General features: G+C 67.1%; 19 protein-coding genes and 2 tRNA genes. 10 read left to right on the plus strand and 11 right to left on the minus strand.

Annotated elements, in window-relative coordinates:
* Positions 1 to 3 precede the first annotated feature (3 nt).
* From traA to ACWD26_RS08465, 6 genes are all read right to left on the minus strand, one after another.
* Positions 4 to 549, minus strand: coding sequence for a plasmid transfer protein TraA (gene traA / locus ACWD26_RS08440; RefSeq protein ID WP_451267576.1), 546 nt, complete (start codon positions 547 to 549; stop codon positions 4 to 6).
* A 21-nt stretch (positions 550 to 570) separates the two neighbouring features.
* Positions 571 to 1071 (minus strand): hypothetical protein, encoded by a 501-nt coding sequence (locus ACWD26_RS08445; RefSeq protein WP_451267578.1) that lies wholly within the window; start codon positions 1069 to 1071, stop codon positions 571 to 573.
* A gap of 214 nt (positions 1072 to 1285) precedes the next feature.
* Positions 1286 to 2341 carry a hypothetical protein gene (locus ACWD26_RS08450; protein WP_451267580.1) on the minus strand — a complete coding sequence of 352 codons (1056 nt, stop codon included), beginning with the start codon at positions 2339 to 2341 and terminating at the stop codon, positions 1286 to 1288.
* A 42-nt stretch (positions 2342 to 2383) separates the two neighbouring features.
* The gene (locus ACWD26_RS08455) at positions 2384 to 2758 is read right to left on the minus strand and encodes an RRQRL motif-containing zinc-binding protein (protein ID WP_451267582.1); all 375 of its coding nucleotides are present in this window, start codon (positions 2756 to 2758) and stop codon (positions 2384 to 2386) included.
* On the minus strand, positions 2758 to 3087 hold the full coding sequence (locus ACWD26_RS08460; RefSeq protein ID WP_451267584.1) for a hypothetical protein: 330 nt from the start codon (positions 3085 to 3087) through the stop codon (positions 2758 to 2760). The genes ACWD26_RS08455 and ACWD26_RS08460 overlap by 1 nt, the downstream gene beginning before the upstream one ends.
* Entirely contained in the window at positions 3084 to 3377 is a 294-nt protein-coding gene (locus tag ACWD26_RS08465) for a hypothetical protein (protein WP_451267586.1), read from the minus strand. The genes ACWD26_RS08460 and ACWD26_RS08465 overlap by 4 nt, the downstream gene beginning before the upstream one ends.
* Positions 3378 to 4230: 853 nt before the next feature.
* On the opposite strand from ACWD26_RS08465, the gene ACWD26_RS08470 reads away from it, so the two are divergent.
* Positions 4231 to 5238 carry an XRE family transcriptional regulator gene (locus tag ACWD26_RS08470; protein ID WP_451267588.1) on the plus strand — a complete coding sequence of 336 codons (1008 nt, stop codon included), beginning with the start codon at positions 4231 to 4233 and terminating at the stop codon, positions 5236 to 5238.
* Here ACWD26_RS08470 and ACWD26_RS08475 read toward each other — a convergent pair.
* Both ACWD26_RS08475 and ACWD26_RS08480 read right to left on the minus strand, forming a co-directional pair.
* Entirely contained in the window at positions 5222 to 6010 is a 789-nt protein-coding gene (locus ACWD26_RS08475) for an NUDIX domain-containing protein (protein ID WP_451267590.1), read from the minus strand. The genes ACWD26_RS08470 and ACWD26_RS08475 overlap by 17 nt on opposite strands.
* A gap of 212 nt (positions 6011 to 6222) precedes the next feature.
* Positions 6223 to 9792, minus strand: a complete 3570-nt coding sequence (locus tag ACWD26_RS08480; protein WP_451267592.1) for an NACHT domain-containing protein — start codon at positions 9790 to 9792, stop codon at positions 6223 to 6225.
* Positions 9793 to 9913: 121 nt separating this feature from the next.
* On the opposite strand from ACWD26_RS08480, the gene ACWD26_RS08485 reads away from it, so the two are divergent.
* Both ACWD26_RS08485 and ACWD26_RS08490 read left to right on the plus strand, forming a co-directional pair.
* The gene (locus ACWD26_RS08485) at positions 9914 to 10156 is read left to right on the plus strand and encodes a hypothetical protein (protein ID WP_451267594.1); all 243 of its coding nucleotides are present in this window, start codon (positions 9914 to 9916) and stop codon (positions 10154 to 10156) included.
* Positions 10157 to 10457: 301 nt separating this feature from the next.
* Positions 10458 to 10664: a hypothetical protein gene (locus tag ACWD26_RS08490; protein WP_451267596.1), complete on the plus strand. Its 207-nt coding sequence runs from the start codon at positions 10458 to 10460 to the stop codon at positions 10662 to 10664.
* Positions 10665 to 10680: 16 nt separating this feature from the next.
* Here ACWD26_RS08490 and ACWD26_RS08495 read toward each other — a convergent pair whose 3' ends face one another.
* Positions 10681 to 11337, minus strand: coding sequence for an NAD(P)H-binding protein (locus ACWD26_RS08495; protein WP_451267598.1), 657 nt, complete (start codon positions 11335 to 11337; stop codon positions 10681 to 10683).
* A gap of 120 nt (positions 11338 to 11457) precedes the next feature.
* On the opposite strand from ACWD26_RS08495, the gene ACWD26_RS08500 reads away from it, so the two are divergent.
* Complete coding sequence (locus tag ACWD26_RS08500) at positions 11458 to 12549, plus strand: hypothetical protein (protein ID WP_451267600.1); 1092 nt, start codon at positions 11458 to 11460, stop codon at positions 12547 to 12549.
* Between the two features lie 149 nt (positions 12550 to 12698).
* Here the strand turns inward: ACWD26_RS08500 and ACWD26_RS08505 are convergent, their stop codons facing one another.
* Positions 12699 to 13958, minus strand: a complete 1260-nt coding sequence (locus ACWD26_RS08505; RefSeq protein ID WP_451267602.1) for an amidohydrolase family protein — start codon at positions 13956 to 13958, stop codon at positions 12699 to 12701.
* Between the two features lie 346 nt (positions 13959 to 14304).
* Between ACWD26_RS08505 and ACWD26_RS08510 the strand changes: the two genes are divergently transcribed.
* From ACWD26_RS08510 to ACWD26_RS08530, 5 genes are all read left to right on the plus strand, one after another.
* Positions 14305 to 14377, plus strand: a tRNA-Thr gene (locus ACWD26_RS08510).
* A 46-nt stretch (positions 14378 to 14423) separates the two neighbouring features.
* A tRNA-Met gene (locus tag ACWD26_RS08515) sits at positions 14424 to 14496 on the plus strand.
* A gap of 90 nt (positions 14497 to 14586) precedes the next feature.
* Complete coding sequence (gene rpmG, locus ACWD26_RS08520) at positions 14587 to 14751, plus strand: 50S ribosomal protein L33 (RefSeq protein ID WP_003948671.1); 165 nt, start codon at positions 14587 to 14589, stop codon at positions 14749 to 14751.
* Positions 14752 to 14931: 180 nt separating this feature from the next.
* Entirely contained in the window at positions 14932 to 15384 is a 453-nt protein-coding gene (locus ACWD26_RS08525) for an FAS1-like dehydratase domain-containing protein (protein ID WP_451267604.1), read from the plus strand.
* A 7-nt stretch (positions 15385 to 15391) separates the two neighbouring features.
* Positions 15392 to 15820, plus strand: coding sequence for a MaoC family dehydratase (locus ACWD26_RS08530; RefSeq protein ID WP_451267606.1), 429 nt, complete (start codon positions 15392 to 15394; stop codon positions 15818 to 15820).
* 135 nt (positions 15821 to 15955) lie between these two features.
* Here ACWD26_RS08530 and ACWD26_RS08535 read toward each other — a convergent pair whose 3' ends face one another.
* A complete protein-coding gene (locus ACWD26_RS08535) occupies positions 15956 to 16789 on the minus strand; it encodes an NAD(P)H-binding protein (protein WP_451267608.1) in 834 nt (277 codons plus the stop codon).
* A gap of 207 nt (positions 16790 to 16996) precedes the next feature.
* Here ACWD26_RS08535 and ACWD26_RS08540 point away from each other — a divergent pair, with 207 nt between their 5' ends.
* The gene (locus ACWD26_RS08540) at positions 16997 to 18052 is read left to right on the plus strand and encodes a UDP-N-acetylmuramate dehydrogenase (RefSeq protein WP_451267610.1); all 1056 of its coding nucleotides are present in this window, start codon (positions 16997 to 16999) and stop codon (positions 18050 to 18052) included.
* The last annotated feature ends 38 nt before the right edge of the window (positions 18053 to 18090 follow it).

Genomic DNA, 18090 nt, shown 5'->3' on the forward strand with positions numbered 1-18090 from the left:
TCCTTACTGCTGGGTCCAGTCCATGACCGGCGCTTGAGGGCGCCGGGCACGGTGACGGACACGGTTGATCTCTTCCTCGAACTCCTGTTGGAAGACCGAGTAGCAGGAGGCGGCGTTCTTGGCCGCGTCCCGCAGCGCGTCGGCGGAACGCTGCATCTTGCGCGCCACCTTCGCCGCCCGGATACGTGAGCCGAACGTGCGGCCCTCGGGGTCCGGCACGGCGGCCAGCACTCCCTTCATGATCTCGGCGCCCATCGCGACCTCGATCGACAGCGTCACGGCCGCCGCGCGCAACGTGTTGCAGTAGTTCCGCACCAGCGCCGGGGAGGTGAACTCCGGGGCCGGCAGCAGCGACTCGGCGTGCGACCGGCCACGCCCCCCGCGGGCGGCGTTCTTGTTGTTGTTCACGGTGACGTTGATCGGCGGAACGAACGAGCCACCCAGGGCGCCGACGAAGCCGCCAGCGGCGGCGCCGGCGTTGGTGAACTTGTTGCCCTTGTCCGCGCCGTTGCGGTTGTTGGTGGTGCGGTTACGCGTCGGGGTTGCCATCAGACGAAGTCCCTTCCCAGGTCAGTGCGTGCGGCGGACGAAGAACCACGTGATCTGAGCGGCGAGCCAGATCAGCAGCCACAGCACCGGCAGCGGCCCGGCGAGCGGGCCGAAGCCGACGGCCAGCGCCATCCACCCGGCGGCGAGCGTGGCCAGCGAAGCCAGGCTGATGCGCCAGCCGAGCGCGCTGCCGCTCGCCGGGCGGCGACGCTGCATGACCAGCACCCATGCCAGCGGCAGGAGGGCGAGCGGGGCGAGGACGAGAGCGGACCACCAGGCGTTCAGGTGCAGGACACCGGTCACGGCGAACGCGAGGACGGCCAGGCCGACGGGGGCGAGGCCGCGCCGTCCGGCCCACAGCCCACGGCCGACGAAGCCGAGCGCTTCGCGGGTCAGGGAGGGGCGTTCGGGCACGACGATCACGAACGGCTGAGCGCCGCGTCGTCCGCGTTGGCGGGGGATCTGGACGGTGTGGACGCCCGCCGTCGTCTTCACGCGACGGGCACGGGTACGGCTGGACACAGCCAAAATCTCCTTGCTCAGAGGGGTAGTTGAGGTGCTGTGCGGTGCGCGAAGAGGAAGGCTCGCCGGGTCTGCGCGCCGGGTCTGCGAACGTGCCGCTCGCCGGGGCTCGCCGGGTCTGCTTCACTGGTGACCGACTGCTTCCGGCAGTCGCAACGAGGGCCAGCCCACTTACCCTGGGCTGGCCCTCATTGATGTGTGCCGGACGATCAGGTCAGGTGCCGGACTCCTCGTGGGACATCAGCGAGCCCCACGCCTTACGCACCCGCCCTTCCCCGCCCACGAACCCGCCCTCGCGGAACGCGGCCACGGCCTGCCGGTACGACAGCGGCGGGTCGTCCAGGTAGCGCAGGTGCCGCAGGACGACCACGAGTTGTACGTCGGTGAGCGCCTCGCCCGCGACCGGGGTGGGAACCCCGGCAACGGCGGCGATCTCCGCCAGGGTCACGGGGGGTGTGACGGGGGCCGTCACGGGCGTGACGGACTCCGCCGGAACGGTCTCCAGCACGGGCGTGACCTGCGTGTCTTCCCCCGTCACGGGCGGTGTGACGGCCGTGACGCCCGGCCCCTCGATCGCAGCCGGTGCGGGGGAGTCCGTCACGGGCAGGGTGGGGGGTGTGACGGGCAGGCCGAACATGCCGCCGAGTGCCGCGTCCGCACCGGCCGTCATCCGGCCGCGCTGGACATCGACCAGGTTCGCCCCGAGCTGCGCGTCACCCACACCGACCTTCTTGGCCAGGTCCCACGACTTGAGCTCCGAGTCCTTCCGGGCCTCTTCGTCGGGGTGGTTCGCCGCGCGGGCGCGGTGGTAGGCGAGTTTTTGCATGACGGCTGCGTTCCGGCGCTGCGCTTCGGCGTCCACTCCGGTGCGGTAGACCACGATCCGGCGCGCCAGCAGACCGAGCGCCTCGGCTGATGCGGACATGGCAATCGGGGTGACAGCGAAAATGACCTTGTCCCGCAGCGACTCGGCGACCGCGACACCGGTCAGCGAGGCCACCGCCGGCAGTACCCACAGCCCGATCCGCACGGCCGCCGGGGAGGACTGGCCGAGGGCGGTCAGGCCGACCAGGGTCAGCGCGAGCACGAGCGTGGCGCCCTCGCCGGCCGCGACCACACCGAGCGCGGTGGCCGACCGGTGGAACACGGACGCGATGTTGGTGTACGTGCCCCACGCGCCCACCGCACCGAAACCGACCATCGGCACAGCCGCGGCCACGAGCAAGGCGATCTGGCCCCAGGTCAGGGCCCTTTCCGGGGGATGCTTCATCTTCCGACTCCTTCAACAGGGGGCACGCCAGACCGGGGCCGGTCAGGCAGCGGACGACTCGGGATAGGCGCAGGGCACGCACACCCCGAGCGAGGTGGGGATGACGTAGTCGGCCTCGGTGCGGCACCGCGGACAGGTACGGCGTGCCCGCATCGCGCACTGAAGCGCCCGGTGCTTCACCGCCGTCATCGGGCGGACCGGCTTGGCCAGGTCGAGCCGGTAGAGGTAGGCGACCAGCGGACCGCGCCGATAGCGCGGCCGGAGCACCTGCGCCGCGACCGGCTGACCACCGGGCCGCAGGCCACGGGCCCGTAACTGCCGCTTGGTCGCAAACCCGTCCGGCGCACACCGCCACGGGTACGTGGGGATTCCCCAACGGGCGCCGGTGGGGTCGAAGCACTTGCCCCACGCCGCCATCAGACAGACGCCCCGACAGGCACCGGGGCCTGCACGTCGCCGTAACCGATCAACTCCAGCGTGGCGCCCGCGTACTCGACGGACGCCTTCAGCACCCGCGTACGGCCCTGGCTCTGCTCTCGGTACTCGACATCGCCCGAAGCGACAGCGAGCACCTCCCGCCACATCTCGAAGGCGGACAGGTCGTGGTGGAACCTCAACACCAGCCGGTCCGGGAAGATCGGCGACACGTCCACATCGGGCGCGGGCAGGTGACCGAAGTCGGCGGCCAGCAGCCGCAGCACTCGCAGCGGCACGGCCAAGCCGTCCAGCGTCAGACCCTCGTTCACGCCGCGACCTCCCGGTGTACCGGACGGCGGCGAGCGGGGCGGGCGAGCGGAACGACGTTGAACAGCTCCGGGTGGTCGTCGACCACCCGCGCGGCCAGCCGGACCAGGTCGTCAGGCAGGCTGGCGAATTCCGGGTCGGCGAGGATGTCACGGGCCGCGTCCAGCCGGGCCGCACGCTCCTCCTCCGTCTCGCCGTCCACCCCGAGCCACAGCTCAACCGGGGTGCCGAGCGCCAGTTCCGCGAACTCCGTCGCGGTGACGGCCTGATGGTCGGCAACGATGTACTTCATGGCGGTCTCTCCTCACAGTGGAACGGCGTGAACGCGCTCCGGAGATGCCTCAACGGGGCGCGCGCCGTGGGAATGATTCGCGCCGCTTCCGGCGCGGGTGGGACCTTCGAATGTCCTCATCAAACGGGCAGGCCACCGACGTTGAGGCCGGCGCCCTGCCCGCATGACGAGTGACGGGAAAACCCGTCACTGCGTCTCGCGGCTCCGAACGCGCCTTGCTCCGCCTCCCTTGGACGGCACGCCGGTCACCGCGCCACTCAGTCGTCACTCGCTGAGTGGTCTCCCTCCCTCACGGGTGTCATGGACCGGGTGCAGCCCAACCACCGGGATTCCCGTGATCCGGTCCCTGGGGCCCATGCCCGAGGGTCAGACCAGCGGCTTAGCCGATGACACCGATCGATCCGTGAAGACGACGGACTTTTACGTCTCCCCTGCCGCTCGAACCGCGTGTAAGCAGGCCCGGCGGGGTCCTTCTGCGTGCAGCCGTGAATCGGAGTCACCCCGAATCTGGTGCGCACCAGTAGAGTGCATCTGGTGCGCACCAGAGTCAAGAGGCTTCGTTGATTCGGGCGGGAGTTGCTCGCCCTGGCGCACTTCAAGGAGACGCTTCGAGGCAGGGGTTCCGGTAGCCAACAGGGCTTAACACCCGTCCTGTTAACCCCTGTTGACCTGCGGCTACGTGAGGCATGCTGGGAGGGGTAGCGAGTGAACCTATGCCGGACGGTGGCTTGTGAGTTCAGGACTTCGAAGCGCGCGAACCGCGCGAGGCTGGTCTCAGGAACGACTGGTTCGCGAGATCGAGCAGTACGCCCGACGGCATGTCACCGATGTCGCGTCGACCGCGAGTTTGCGGGTGTACGTGTCCGAGTGGGAGAACGGCAAGCGCGCGATCTCGGACCGATACGCGGCGATCCTGCGACAGCTCATCGGCGTGACGGATGCAGAGCTGCGGGGCGACCCAGCGGCGATCGCTCCGCCGGTGGCCGACGGGTACGACGAACTCCTCAGCAGGATCGATTCGGCGAGCAGTGTCGACGAATCCATGGTGCAGGCGTTCAACGACCAGACCGAACTACTGCGAACCATGGATCGGCGAATGGGCGCAGCCAGCCTTGTCGACCAGGTGACAGGTCACCTCGCCGCCCTCGAAGACGCGCTGAGCTTCGCCGTACTGCCCCACACGCGCCGCCCCGTGGCCCTCGCCCTCGCCGGGGCGTCAACGATGGCTGCATGGCAGGCAATCGACGCAGGAGCGGTGGAACGGGCGTGGAGACATTACGAGTTGGCGAAGCGGGCGGCGCGGGATGCTGAGGAACCGATGTACCTCGCTCACGCCATGGCAGAGCAAGCGTACGTGCTGTGCGAGGCCGGTCGGCCGGCGCTCGGTGTCGACCTGGTCCGCGACGCACAGCGGACCCTCGGGCAAGCCGGATCACCTCGTCTCCGGGCGTGGCTGTACGCCGCCGAAGCCGAGATGTGCGCCCATGCAGGAATGCCGGACGACTGTCGACGCGCCCTCGATTCGGCCGTAGCGAGCATTCCGGCGGGCCCCGTCGACCGCGACCCGGACATGTTGAGTATCTTCCTCAACAGCGCACACCTGGCTCGATGGCGCGGAAACGTCCTCGCCTTGCTTGGCGACGACGAAGCGGTGACCAGCCTGTATGACGCGCTGGAAGTGGCAGATCCGACCTTCGTGCGAGCGAAGGCCGGATTGCACACGGATCTCGCACAGGCCCACCTGGCGCGAGAAGAGTACGACGACGCGAACACGCATCTCCGCCAGGCACGGTTGCTGGCGAACCGTACGGGCTCCGTACGGCAGCGGCGCCGCGTCGACCTCCTCAGTGAGCGGTTGTAATCCCTTGCTTGCCCCGGCTCGCCAGGATGTGAAGCAAGGCAACGAGGGTGCCAGAACCCATCAGCTCACCACGCGCCATCAGCCCCGGAATGTCGGCGAGGGGCACCCACTCGATGTGGCCCGCCTCTTCAAGATCCGTCGGTGATCCGACTTGCTCGGCCCCGTGGCCCACGAAGATCTCGTGAGGGGAGTCGACCATGCCGATCATGGGTTGATACGTGACGACGTGTTCCAGAGTCTTCGGGCGCCAGCCGGTCTCTTCTACGAACTCCCTCAGCGCCGTGTCGGCGGGGTCCTCGCCGGCGTCGACGATGCCGCCGGGGAGCTCCCATCCCCACTGCTGCGGGACAAATCGATACCGCCACATCATCAGTACGCGTTCCTGGTCGTCCAGGACGGCGGTAATCGCCACGTGGTGCAGCTTCACCACGTGATGCTCGAAGCGCTCCACGCCGGGCGGCTCAACGTCCCAAAGCTGAAGCTTGACCCAACGGTTGTCGTAGAGATCCCGCTCGCCGTGGATGCGCCATGGCTCCAGTCCCTCAGGCGCCTTGACGCTCACCGCGCCAGGAACCCGGTACGAACTCCGCCCTCGAACCTCTAGCGCGCCCTCCGACACGAGTCGGGCGAGCACCTGCCGCAAGGCCGTCCGTCCGATACTCAGTTCCTCGCTGAGCGTCCGCTCCGAGGGCATCTTGTCGCCGGGGGCGTACTCGCCCGATGCGAGCCGCGCACGAATCGTCTCGTAGACCTTCGCCGTCTTCGGTCCCATCCGTCGAGCACTCCATTCTGAGGTGGTGCTTACCAGCGTAGTGGCCCACAGATGCATCACCTCAGGTCTTACCAAGGGTGACCCTCAGCAGCGATGGCAGATGACGCCGCCGTAGTCCTCACGTGGCGCGCTCCCGGGACTCTCCGAGGCGGCCAGTTCAGATAAGCGTAGAGACAGTGTCAACCGCTCTCGATCTTGAGAGAATCGCTCCTTTATTCTGGTGATGCTGATTGAGCCTCATCGATGTCACTTAGTGCCGCCCAAGCGAGGAGTCTACGAATGCGTCCAATATTGTATTTGTTTCGACTGCCGTTCTCGATTTCGGATTGCAAGGACTCTATGGCTTCCTGGCGATGTCCGGTATTGATGAGACGGTTAAGCACCGTGAACGCGTCTATCGTTGACAGTGCGTCGAGTGTAAGCAGGTTACGCCAGATGGACACGGCTGCCTGCAACGCCCCGGCTCTGGCCAGGATGTCAGCGGCAATGAAGCGATAGGTGAGGTTACCTTGCCTCATCATGCATTCTGCCACCTTGTCGGCCTTCGATACCCCTGTCGCTGAAATGAGAGAGTTGACTACTGACGTAAAGGTAGGCTTTATAATTGTGGAGTCGCTCAGTACTTGTAGGGCCGGAGTCAGAATTTCTTCCGACCTTTCTAGTGCTGAGAGGACTTCGACCATGCGGGCGCGCTCATTGATGTTGCAGGCGGCCCGCTCCTTTACGGTCCGGAGTATGTCTTCTACGTCGGGCGCTTCAGGTAGAAGCGCGACCCGCGCTGCCTTCCCCAGATCGTAAGCATCTGCGCTGGGGTCCAAGAATATCGGATATGCAATTTCCGCTGCCTCGGGAAGGAGCCCGGCATCTGCAAGCGCGCGCGACGTAACAGCGCGCGTCCACGCATTCAGTTGTGGCCGCTCCCTTAGAGCGTGCATTAGCGTATCGACGCTTGTAGCTTCGGTAGCCGTTAGCCAAGCGCTTACTGCCTGTCCGATCGAATATGGCCTAGAGTTAGGTGTCTTGATGATGGAAGTCGCTTCGTTGATCACAAAGTTTATGTGTCCAGCATCCAGTAGGGTATCCAATAAATCGGCTCGCTCGGTCACCCAGTCCGGTCGCTTGCTTAGTAATTCCAGCAACCTCTTTGTGTCGTCCTCTGGGGCATCTTGCAGCAGAATCTCGACAGCTTGCGTAAGAGGAGTGCTGCCAGCATCCATGTCGTCTACAATGTCGCGCGCGAGAATTTTTGCGTGCTCTGAATTTCCTGAAGTCACCATCTCTCTCGCTGCCGCAGCTCTCGCCTCCGGGCGTTGCGTTGACAGCAGGCCAATTATTCGGCCGAGATGAGGGATGGGGTCGTCGTGGCCTTGACTCAGTAGAAGCTTCACTGCACTGCGAATATCGGGACTAGCAGCGCCTGCTTCAGACAGTACGGACCAACTTAGGTCTGTAGCTGATGCCGTGTCTCCCTGCTCCGCCAAGGCATCCGCGATTAGCATCCTCGATTCAGCGTTAATCTGAGGATGATCCTTAAGGGCCACCAGCTCCCTGCACATTTCTCCATTCAATTCGCTTGGGCCGAACTCAATGAAGCCAAGTGCGCAAATGATTCGATTAAAGGGCTGGTCGGATTCGTCTGAAATGGACTTCAGGCGCTTTAGTGTTTCTTCGCCCGAAGTGACCCTATGGAATGCATCTAGGGCCAGAATGCGAGTGACGAATGGAATCTCCGTCTTCTCTATGATATTGCGCAGCTTTCGGGAAGCGTACGCGTTTCCCTGAAGTAGTCCGATTACGTCGAAGGCTCGCTCGGCTCTGGATAGAACATCCGCTATGCGTGTCGTTCTGGGATTTGGGGCGAAATTGTGATCTTCCCCCCCGTCGAGTGCGTTACCCAGAGCTAGGTCAATCAACCTGTCCACGGCTGATCGCGTTGATAGGTCGTTGGTGCCACCAAGTTCGGCGACTAGACGGCCAGCCAAGAGTATGCGCGCATAGCCGCCGCCAAGGAGACTGCGCAGGATTATGCCAACATCGTTGCCGGGGACCTTTGCCCAAAGAGCAAAAGTCAGAAGAACGAAGTTCCTTTCGGCCTCTATGAGTCCACGTTTGAACCATTCCTCTTTCTCTGGGAAATCTGAGGGAATGGTTTGGGCGAAGGTGCGCGCTGCCAGAAATTCGGCGAAAGTGTGGTGAAGGAATCGCAGCCCGGAGCTTTCGTAAACTAGCATTCCCGTGTCTATGAGTAGTCGATCGGCGTCTGCCTCCCAGCCCGGGGGGAGCGTCATCCCTGTTGGCTTATTTCTACGGACCCAATCGCAGGCCGTTTCCGTGAGTAGAGTGTCGGTTGTGAGCCGCTCTTTTGCAATAACGTCGATTATGGTGATGCGTTGAGAGTGCATCCACTCCGCGAGGCGATAGCGTGCCGGGTGTGATTGCTCCAGGCGGCGCAACTCAGATGGAGTGGCCCGGCCGCTCGCTTCCTCGTCGGTTACTAGGTATTCATAGAATCGCTGGTATAGATCGATTCGGTTCGCCGGGAGTGGACGATCAGGTTCGAGAGTGTTAACGACGGCGGCGATAGAGGCCAGAAGGGGGTTGCGAACTAGATCTTTAAGCCTGCCGTCGGAAACTTGTTCTAGAAATTGCTCTGCCCTACATTCTGCTGTAATGGGATCTTGACTAAGGAACCACCGTTCAGAAAAAAGCTTAAGTTCTTCTGGTTCGAAAGGCTCGATGCGGCAAACGCCAATGTTCGCGATTTGGAGGGGCGCTAACTCCTCGTCGGGGAGGGGGCGGCTTGTGATCACGAAGCGATAGTCGCCATTTGTTCGGGCGTGTTGTCCAATAGCTCTAATGATCGAGGTTCGCGTTGGGCGATCTAGTATCTCGTCGAGTCCGTCGACAACGATGAGCCAGCGCACCCCCTGAGTTCGACCGGTAAATAGGTGGTGACTGGGTTCTGTGACCAAGTAGGGTCCCAAGGCGCGGCGAGTCGCCTCAGCGAGCACCGTGCTCCATGCTCCGGCGCCAACGAGAGAACGTGCCGACACACGCAGCGGCACAACGGGCTCATTTAGAGGTGGATTCGTCGCGCTCTCTCGGCGAAGCCAAATTTTAGCGAGCCGGGAGATCAATTGATGCCCGAGGGTGGACTTGCCTGCTCCTGGTTCTCCCGTAATCAGGAGGTGATCGCTTCGATTTAAGGCTTCTGCGACTGTGACAGGGATGTCGGTGCTGCTCTGTTCACTTCCGTGTGGACGACCCTCAGGCCGATCGCGCTCTTTGGGTGCCTCCCCACCCCCTGTGGGGCTGCTTTCACGCAGGCGTTGCCGGACGTAGACCGTGGACAGCGGTGGTGGATTAATTCCCAACAGCCGATATGGGAGTTGCTCTGTGACGTGCGCGAGTGCGTCAAGCACATTACGCAAGGCAAGCTCTGGTCTTGGGATTTCTGCCCACGACGTAACTCGTGGTGCATGGTCATCATCGTCTGCCATGAGACGGAGATCCATGGCTTCACGTGCACGGACCCAGATCGGCTCGGCTTCTGCGGGGTCGCGCTTCAAGAGCCGGGCCAGGCCTTTTGTGGATTCGAGCGACAGCAACCCGGTCCCGCGCGCCACTTCGTACACCTTGTTCTTGTCCAACGTGTGCTGCTGCACGAAAGCGTTGACGCTGCTGTAGCCGCAAGCGGTGATCGCAGCCTTGAACCAGGCTGCTAGCTCAGCCAGCTCCGGGTAGCCGTCGTGGCCACTGCGTGACGGGCGGCCTCCGGGCACAGGCGCCTCCTACCATGCCGGTTTCTACGAGTTTCTCCACCGTAGAGGGAAACTAAGCGGCTGCGCGAGGCTTCCGGCAGATGTCCTGACCTGGACTGAAGCAAGGGGAGGCTGGACCTACATGGGATCAGAGATCATGACAGCGCTCTTTGACGGGCGACTGCTGCTTCCGCTGGCGGCGATCGCGATTGGAGCTCTAAGGATGTGGCTTCGGTACCGCAAGGCGCTCGTGATGGAACGGGGCCGGACGGCAAGGCTGCGTGTGGTGCTGCACACGGTGCAGCCGGAGCTGCGAGCGGACATCATCACGGCTTACGCATCAGCGGAAGCCGCATCCGTTGGGACGCCCCATCCAGATGCCTAGCGTGATGGGTGGGCCCTAGCGCATATGGGCGCGAGCCGTCGTGGACGAAGCGTGGACGGTGGACAGCTACACAGCCATAGCGCACTGTGAAGAGCCTGCTCAGATGGGGTGCAGGTGCATGATCACGAGAGGTCTGTAAATCCGTCGGCTTAGCCTACCCAGGTTCGAATCCTGGCGCCGCCACGTGGAGAGAAGCCCCTCCCGACTGTGAGAGCAGTTCGGGAGGGGCTTCTTCGTGCGCGTGTGCGACTGCGGAGGGCGGATTCAGGGAGTCGGTACGGCTGCGGGGCACACTGACTGCATGTCATCGCGTCGTAGGAACTGCCCCGAGTGCCGTCGCGAGATCGCCGTCGTGGCGGGCCGGTTCGCGCGGCATGACCCGCCCGGGGCGAGCGGGGAGCTGGTGTCGTGTCCCGGGTCGCGCAGGCCGGCCCAGATCGGGGCGGCCCAGCCCGCGCTCGACGGCTACGCAGTTCCCGAGTTCCCCGGCCAGCTCCCGCTGTTCTGACCCTCTGACCCTCGGCTCAGTTGCCCGCCACCGACTTCACGGCCACCGACACCGGTGTCGACCCGCTGATGAGTTCCAGGGTCAGACCGGCGGTGGCGGGGGTGTCCAGGAGTTCGGCGAGCACGGCGGCCACGTCGTCGCGGGGGATCGGGCCGCGTCCGGTGGACGCCTCCAGACGTACGAGACCCGTGCCGGCGTCGTCGGTCAGCATGCCGGGGCGCAGGATCGTCCAGTCCAGGGCATCCAGACCGCGCACGTACGCGTCGGCCTCGCCCTTCGCCCGCTGGTAGGCGTCGAAGACGTCGTCGCCCTTGTGCTGGGGGTCCGCGCCCATGGACGAGACGACGATGTGGCGTCGCACGCGCGTCCGGACCGCGGCGTCCGCGAACAGGACCGCGGCGGCGCGGTCGACCGTGTCCTTGCGGGCCGCCCCGCTGCCCGGACCGGCACCCGCCGCGAACACGGCGGCGTCCGCGCCCTGCAGATGCGCGGCGACCTCCTCGACCGCAGCCGACTCCAGATCGCACAGCACCGGTTCGGCACCGGCCGCGCGCAGATCGTCGGCCTGTTCGCGTCGGCGGATGATCCCCGCGACCTCGTCCCCACGCGCGGCGAGCAGTCGCTCCAGCCGCAGCGCGATCTGACCATGACCCCCAGCGATGACAATGCGCATGTTTCCGACCGTACGCCCGAAGAAGCGCGTTCGCCGCGCAACCATCCGGTCGTCCCGGCTGTCTCACATATGTTCGCAGTGCCGGCGAGCGCCGGAACCACGGGGGGACTCATCACAGCCATGCGCAGAACCACACGCGAAACCGTCGTACGTACGTCCATGGCGCGCGCGTCCGCCGCCGGGGCGCCCGTCGTCCGCCGCGCCTTCACCGGGGTCGGCTGCGCCGCGGCCGTGCTCGTCACGGTGGCCGCGTGCGGCACCGTCCAGAACCTCACCGCGGGTCAGAAGGTCGACGGCGCCGTCGAGCGGCTCGGCGAGCAGAAGTCGCTGGCCTTCGGGCTGCGACTCGACGCCGACCCGGACGACCTGACCGCGCTGATGGGCGAGGACAGCGAGGAGATGCCGCCCGAGATGGCGGACTTCTTCACCGGGCTGAGTGTCGATGTGTCCGTCAAGTCGAAGAAGCCGCTGGCCGAGTCCGGTGAGAAGGACATCATCGGCATGGGCATGAAGATCTCGGGCGACGAGGGAGTGTTCACCGAGTACCGGCTCGTCGGCGACCACACGTACTACCGCGTCGACATGGAGGTCATGGGCGAGGCGATGGGCATGCCCTTCCCGACGGCCGACGAACTCGACGAGCTTTCCGAGGAGGAGCAGCATCTGCGGCCGCTCTTCGAGGGCGACTGGGTCAAGGTCGACACCGCCGAGCTGGAGGAGGCCGCCGCCGAGGACGCGGGGGCCGGATCCGGTGCGGGCGGCTCCGACGAGATCGACGCCAAGACCCAGAAGAAGATCCTCGACGCCGTCCGCGGTGTCGTCGCCCGTGAGGTCGGCTTCAAGACCAAGGAGGGCAAGGACGGCACCGAGGTCATCACCGCCAAGGCCAACTTCCGCGACCTGCTCACCGGCGTCTTCGACAAGCTCCGGCCCATCGAGGACGACCTGCCGCCGGGCGCCGAACTGCCCACCGGCAAGGACCTCAAGGACGCCCCGAACAAGAACGTCGCGGTCGACTTCACCCTCAGGAACGGCGACCTGACCCGCATCGAGACCGACCTCGCCGTCCTCGCCGACGACCCGAAGGGCGCCAAGGCCCCGCTCGTGCTCACCTTCGGCAAGGCCGGCGACATCAGCGCCCCCAAGGGCGCCTCCGAGATCCCGGTCGACGAGTTCGGCGGCCCGTTCGGCAGCGGAATGTTCGGCGTCTGACCGCGCCGCCGCCGAGCGCGGCACCCGCCACACCGGGCACGAACGCGTGGAGCACGAAAAGCCCGAAAGCCCTACGCGCGCGTGCCCGCACTCGCGCCTACGCGCCTGCCCGCACCCTCACGCCCGCCCTCCCACACCACCCACACCCCTCACGACGGCTCCCCCCGCCCCTGCCGAGGCAGATCCAGCTCCGCGCGCGCCGCCGAGCCGCAGTACTCCCGCACCGCGCTGGTGCGCGCCACCACGCGCCCCCGGTGGACCACGATGCGGCTGTAGGCGAGGGACAGCACTCCCGCGAGCCGGCCGCCGCGTACGGCGAGCAGTTCGGCCGGGAAGCCGGCCTCGACGCGCACCTCGGGCAGGCCGAGCGCGGCCCGTGCCGCCCCGCTGACGGTGTCGTACGCCTCCTCGGGGCGCAGGCCGTACCGGGAGGCCAGCAGATAGGCCGCCTCCAGCGGGTCCCCGCGGCCGACGGGGTTCGACACGTCCCGCAGAGCGCCGCTGCCCGCCGCGACCCGTACCCCGGCCGCCCGCAGGAGCCGTACGGGCGCGGTGCCCCGGCGGTCCACGGTGCCGCAGCCGCCCTGGGGGAGACAGACGACGGTCACGCCGGCCGCGGCGAGCTGGTCGGCGGCGCGGGAGGCGGACTGGAAGGGGAGGCGGGCGAGGCCGCCGCACGGGCCGAGGGTGACACCGGGCCGCAGACCGCCCGCCATGGCCGTGAGACGGGCCAGCCGCGCCGGGTCGGCGCCGTCGGTGTGCAGATCGACCGGGCAGCCGTGCTCGGAGGCGATCTCCAGCACCGCCTCCACGTACCCGGTGGGGTCGGGATCCAGATCCGGGCAGCCGCCGATCACCGAGGCGCCCATTTTCACCGCGTCCCGCAGGATCGCCAGCCCGTCCGCCCCGGCCACCCCGGTCAGCACCCGGGGCATCGCCACCACCGAGAGCTCCACGAGCCCGCGCAGCGCCCGCTGGGCCTGGAGCACGGCCGCCAGCGCCCCGAGCCCCTGGACGTCGCCCACGTGGACGTGTGAGCGCACGGCCGTGGCACCGTGCCCGAGCTGCAGCAGTGCGGCCTCGGTGGCCCGCCGCTGGACGTCCTGGCCGTCGTACGGCACCGGCCCCTCGAAGTCGGCCGACAGGGCCGTGTCGCCGTGGGCGTGCGGTTCGACGGGAGCCGGCAGCAGCAGATGGCCGCCGAGGTCCACCCGGGTCGCCGGCGCGGCGGGGCCGGCGCCCAGCCTGCCCGCCGTGCCGACCGCCTCGATACGCCCGCCGCCCAGCCGTACGTCCACCACCCGGCCGTCGGTCAGCCGCGCACCGCACAGCAGCAGGGCGCCTGCCTCGTCCGGACCCGAGGGCGGGCCGGACGAGGAGTGGGACGGCTGCGGCTGGCTGTCGGGCATCGCGCTCCCTCGACGACGGCTGCACGGGATGAGGAACAGCGGGGGACACAAGATCACGCAGAGTGAGTCGAGCCTAGGCGGGCCGCCCGCCCTCGTCGCGGAGGAGCGCAATAGTCGTACCGGTGTGGTTCACCTGGCCGGGGACCCTCTGGAACGCTCGGGAGCGCCGGGAAACCGTGGTGCCCATGAGGCCAGTGGTGTGCGTGAGGCCTGGGGAAGCGGGACGGACTTGTGGTCCCGGACGGCTGCCGGACGACCCCCGGATGATCCCTGGACAACCCATGGATGAGGGCGGGGAAACGGATTTGGGCGATCGGCGGTGGGGCGTGTAATGTCTTCATCGCTCGCCCCAATAGCTCAGTCGGCAGAGCGTCTCCATGGTAAGGAGAAGGTCTACGGTTCGATTCCGTATTGGGGCTCTGGTGTGAAAGGTTCCCGCCGCGAGGCGGGGTCCGATCGCATCACAGCGGTGTAGCTCAGTCGGTAGAGCAAGCGGCTCATAATCGCTGTGTCACCGGTTCAAGTCCGGTCACCGCTACTGACAGTAGCCGATTGCGGGGTCGGTCCTTCGATCGGCTACTCTTTCTTGCGTTAAACCAATCCCATCCGTTCGTCAAGGAGCACTCACGTGGCTGCCACCGACGTCCGCCCGAAGATCACGCTGGCCTGCGTGGAGTGCAAGGAGCGGAACTACATCACCAAGAAGAACCGGCGTAACAACCCGGACCGACTGGAGATGAAGAAGCACTGCCCGCGTTGCAACGCGCACACCGCGCACCGCGAAACGCGATAAATCAGGCTCGTACGTGAGGCCGTCCCCGAGTGATCGGGGGCGGCCTCACGTCGTTGAGAGACCCCGTACCGGCCAGTACTGGCCCATTCACCCGGACCGGTCCGTCCTCTCCACGGCCGACCGCCGCGCGAGGGCCCGCCGGCCGCCGTATCCGCTGAGCAACCAGGAGGTGCCGAGCCCATGGCGCTCGACCAGTCCTTCGTGGGGCGTTCCTACCCGCCCACCGACCCCTACGAGGTCGGCCGGGAGAAGATCCGCGAGTTCGCGGACGCCGTGGGGGACACCAACCCGGCGTACAGGGACCCGGAGGCCGCCAAGGCGCTCGGGTACTCCGAGGTGATCGCCCCGCCGACCTTCGTGTTCTCGATCACTTTCAAGGCCGCGGGACTCGTCATCGCCGACCCGCAACTGGGCCTCGACTACAGCCGCGTGGTGCACGGCGACCAGAAGTTCGCCTACACACGCCCGGTGCGCGCCGGTGACCGTCTCAGGGTCACCTCGACCATCGAGGCGATCAAGTCGCTGGCGGGCAACGACATCCTGGACATCCGGGGCGAGGTCCACGACGAGGCCGGCGAGCACGTGGTGACCGCCTGGACCAAGCTCGTGGCCCGCGCGGCCGAGAAGGCGTGAGGATCCGATGACCGCGAAGATCTCCTACGACGACGTCGAGGTCGGCACCGAACTGCCCGCCCAGACCTTCGGCGTGACCCGCGCCACCCTCGTGCAGTACGCGGGTGCCTCCGGCGACTTCAATCCGATCCACTGGAACGAGAAGTTCGCCAAGGAGGTCGGCCTCCCCGACGTCATCGCGCACGGCATGTTCACCATGGCCGAGGCGATCCGCGTCGTCACCGACTGGACCGGCGACCCGGGCTCCGTCGTCGAGTACGGCGTCCGCTTCACCAAGCCCGTCGTCGTCCCCAACGACGACCAGGGCGCCGCCATCGAGGTCACCGCCAAGATCGGCGCCAAGCTCGACGACAACACCGTCCGCGTGGACCTCACGGCGATGAGCGCCGGCCAGAAGGTCCTCGGCATGTCCCGGGCGGTCGTACGACTGGCCTGAGAGCCCGCGAGACGACCGAGTCGCGATGCGGCGAAGTAAGGGGCGTCCTCCATCGCGGGGCGTCCCTTACCGTTGCGTCCAGCTCAGTGGAATACCCGATGCGTCCGGCGCAATGGACTACCGATGCGTCCCGGCTCAACGGAAGGCGGCCTGGTTCTCCGCCGCCCACTGCCGGAACGACCTGGCCGGGCGGCCCGTGACGCGCGACACCCCGTCACGCACCTTCAGCAACTCGTCGTTGACGTCCCCGCCCATCAGATCGAGTACGGCCGCCGCGATGTCGTCCCCCAGCAAGGAGACCATCCGCCGGTGGGCGGCCGCCCGGTCGATCTCCACCAAGGTCACCTCACGGCCCAGCGCCGCGGAGATGGCCGCGACCTGCTGGCGGACCGTGACGCGCTCCGGCCCGGTCAGCGCGTAGGCCGCCCCCTGGTGGCCCGGCCCGGTCAGCGCCCCGCACGCCACCGCCGCGATGTCCGAGGGATGGATGGTGGGCAGCCCGATGTCCGCGTAGGGGGCCCGGACCACGCCCTCCTCACGGATCGATCCGGCCCACCACAGGGTGTTCGAGGCGAACTGCGTCGGCCGCAGGATCGTCCAGGCCATGCCGCTGTCCTTGAGCCAGCGTTCGACGGCCAGGTTCTCGGCGGCCGGGGCGAGGTGCGGATGCGTCAGTACCGTGATCGACGACACGAGCACCACATGCTCCACACCCGCCTGCCGCGCGGCCGCGAGGACTTCCGCCTCCGCCCCCATGCCCGACAGCAGGAACAGTGCGCGAACCCCTTCCAGCGCGGCCTTCAGCGAGACCGGCCGAGTGAGATCGCCCTCGACCGCGTCGGTGCCCTCCGGGAACGAGGCCCGCACGGGATCGCGGCTCAGCGCGCGTACAGCGGTGACACCGCTCATGCGTAACTGCGCCAACAGTGCGCTCCCGATGTTTCCGGTCGCGCCGGTCACGAGGATCATCGTCGTCTCTTCCTGCCGTCAGTCGGTGCACGTCCCCGGCACGCTAGGACCTCAACTCCGCTTGAGGTCAATGAGGTGAAGAAGAGGCTCGGACCTGAGCCAACGGGCTCGCCGTCGCTTTGTCGGGCAGTTTCCCGCGCCCCTTATGGGCCCCACGGGCCGCACGCCCATCAGAAGGCGTGGGGCCCGTCTCGTACTCTTGAGCCCGTGCAGGAACTCCACGACGCCCCCCTCGCCCCGCTGACCACCTTCCGCCTGGGCGGGCCCGCGCGACGGCTGATCACCGCCACCAGCGACGACGAGGTGATCGCCTGCGTCCGCGAGGCCGACGACGCCGGTACGCCGCTGCTGCTCATCGGCGGCGGGTCCAACCTGGTCATCGGCGACAAGGGCTTCGCCGGAACCGCGCTGGTCATCGCGACGAAGGGCTTCGTGCTCGACGGGACGCGGCTGGAGCTGGCCGCCGGCGAGGTGTGGACCGACGCGGTCGCCCGGACCGTCGAGGCCGGGCTCGCCGGGATCGAGTGCCTCGCCGGTATCCCGGGCTCCGCGGGTGCGACACCGATCCAGAACGTGGGCGCGTACGGGCAGGAGGTGGCCTCCACCATCACCGAGGTCGTCGCCTACGACCGCCTCACCCGCGAGACGGTCACCGTCCCGAACGCCGAGTGCGCCTTCTCGTACCGGCACAGCCGCTTCAAGGAGGAGCCCGAGCGGTACGTCGTCCTGCGCGTCCGGTTCGAACTGGAGGACGCGGACGGACTGTCGGGGCCGATCAAGTACGCCGAGACGGCACGGGTGCTGGGCGTCGAGCCCGGTGACCGGGTGCCGCTGGCCCAGGCCCGCGAGACCGTGCTGAAGCTGCGGGCCGGGAAGGGCATGGTGCTCGACCCCGAGGACCACGACACCTGGTCCGCCGGGTCGTTCTTCACCAACCCGATCCTCACGGACGAGGAGTTCGCCGCATTCCACGCGCGCGTGCGGGAGCGCCTCGGGGACGACGTCACCCCGCCCGCGTACGCCGCGGGCCACGGCCACACCAAGACCTCCGCGGCCTGGCTGATCGACAAGGCGGGCTTCACCAAGGGGTACGGCACCGGCCCCGCCCGGATCTCCACCAAGCACACCCTCGCCCTCACCAACCGGGGCGCGGCCACCACCGAGGACCTGCTCACGCTGGCCCGCGAGGTCGTCGCCGGAGTCCGGGACGCCTTCGGGATCACCCTGGTCAACGAGCCGGTCACGGTGGGCGTCAGCCTCTGAGAGCAGTCCTCGTGGAGGAGCGCCGGGCCCCCGCCGGG

This window comes from Streptomyces sp. NPDC002787, assembly GCF_053592095.1.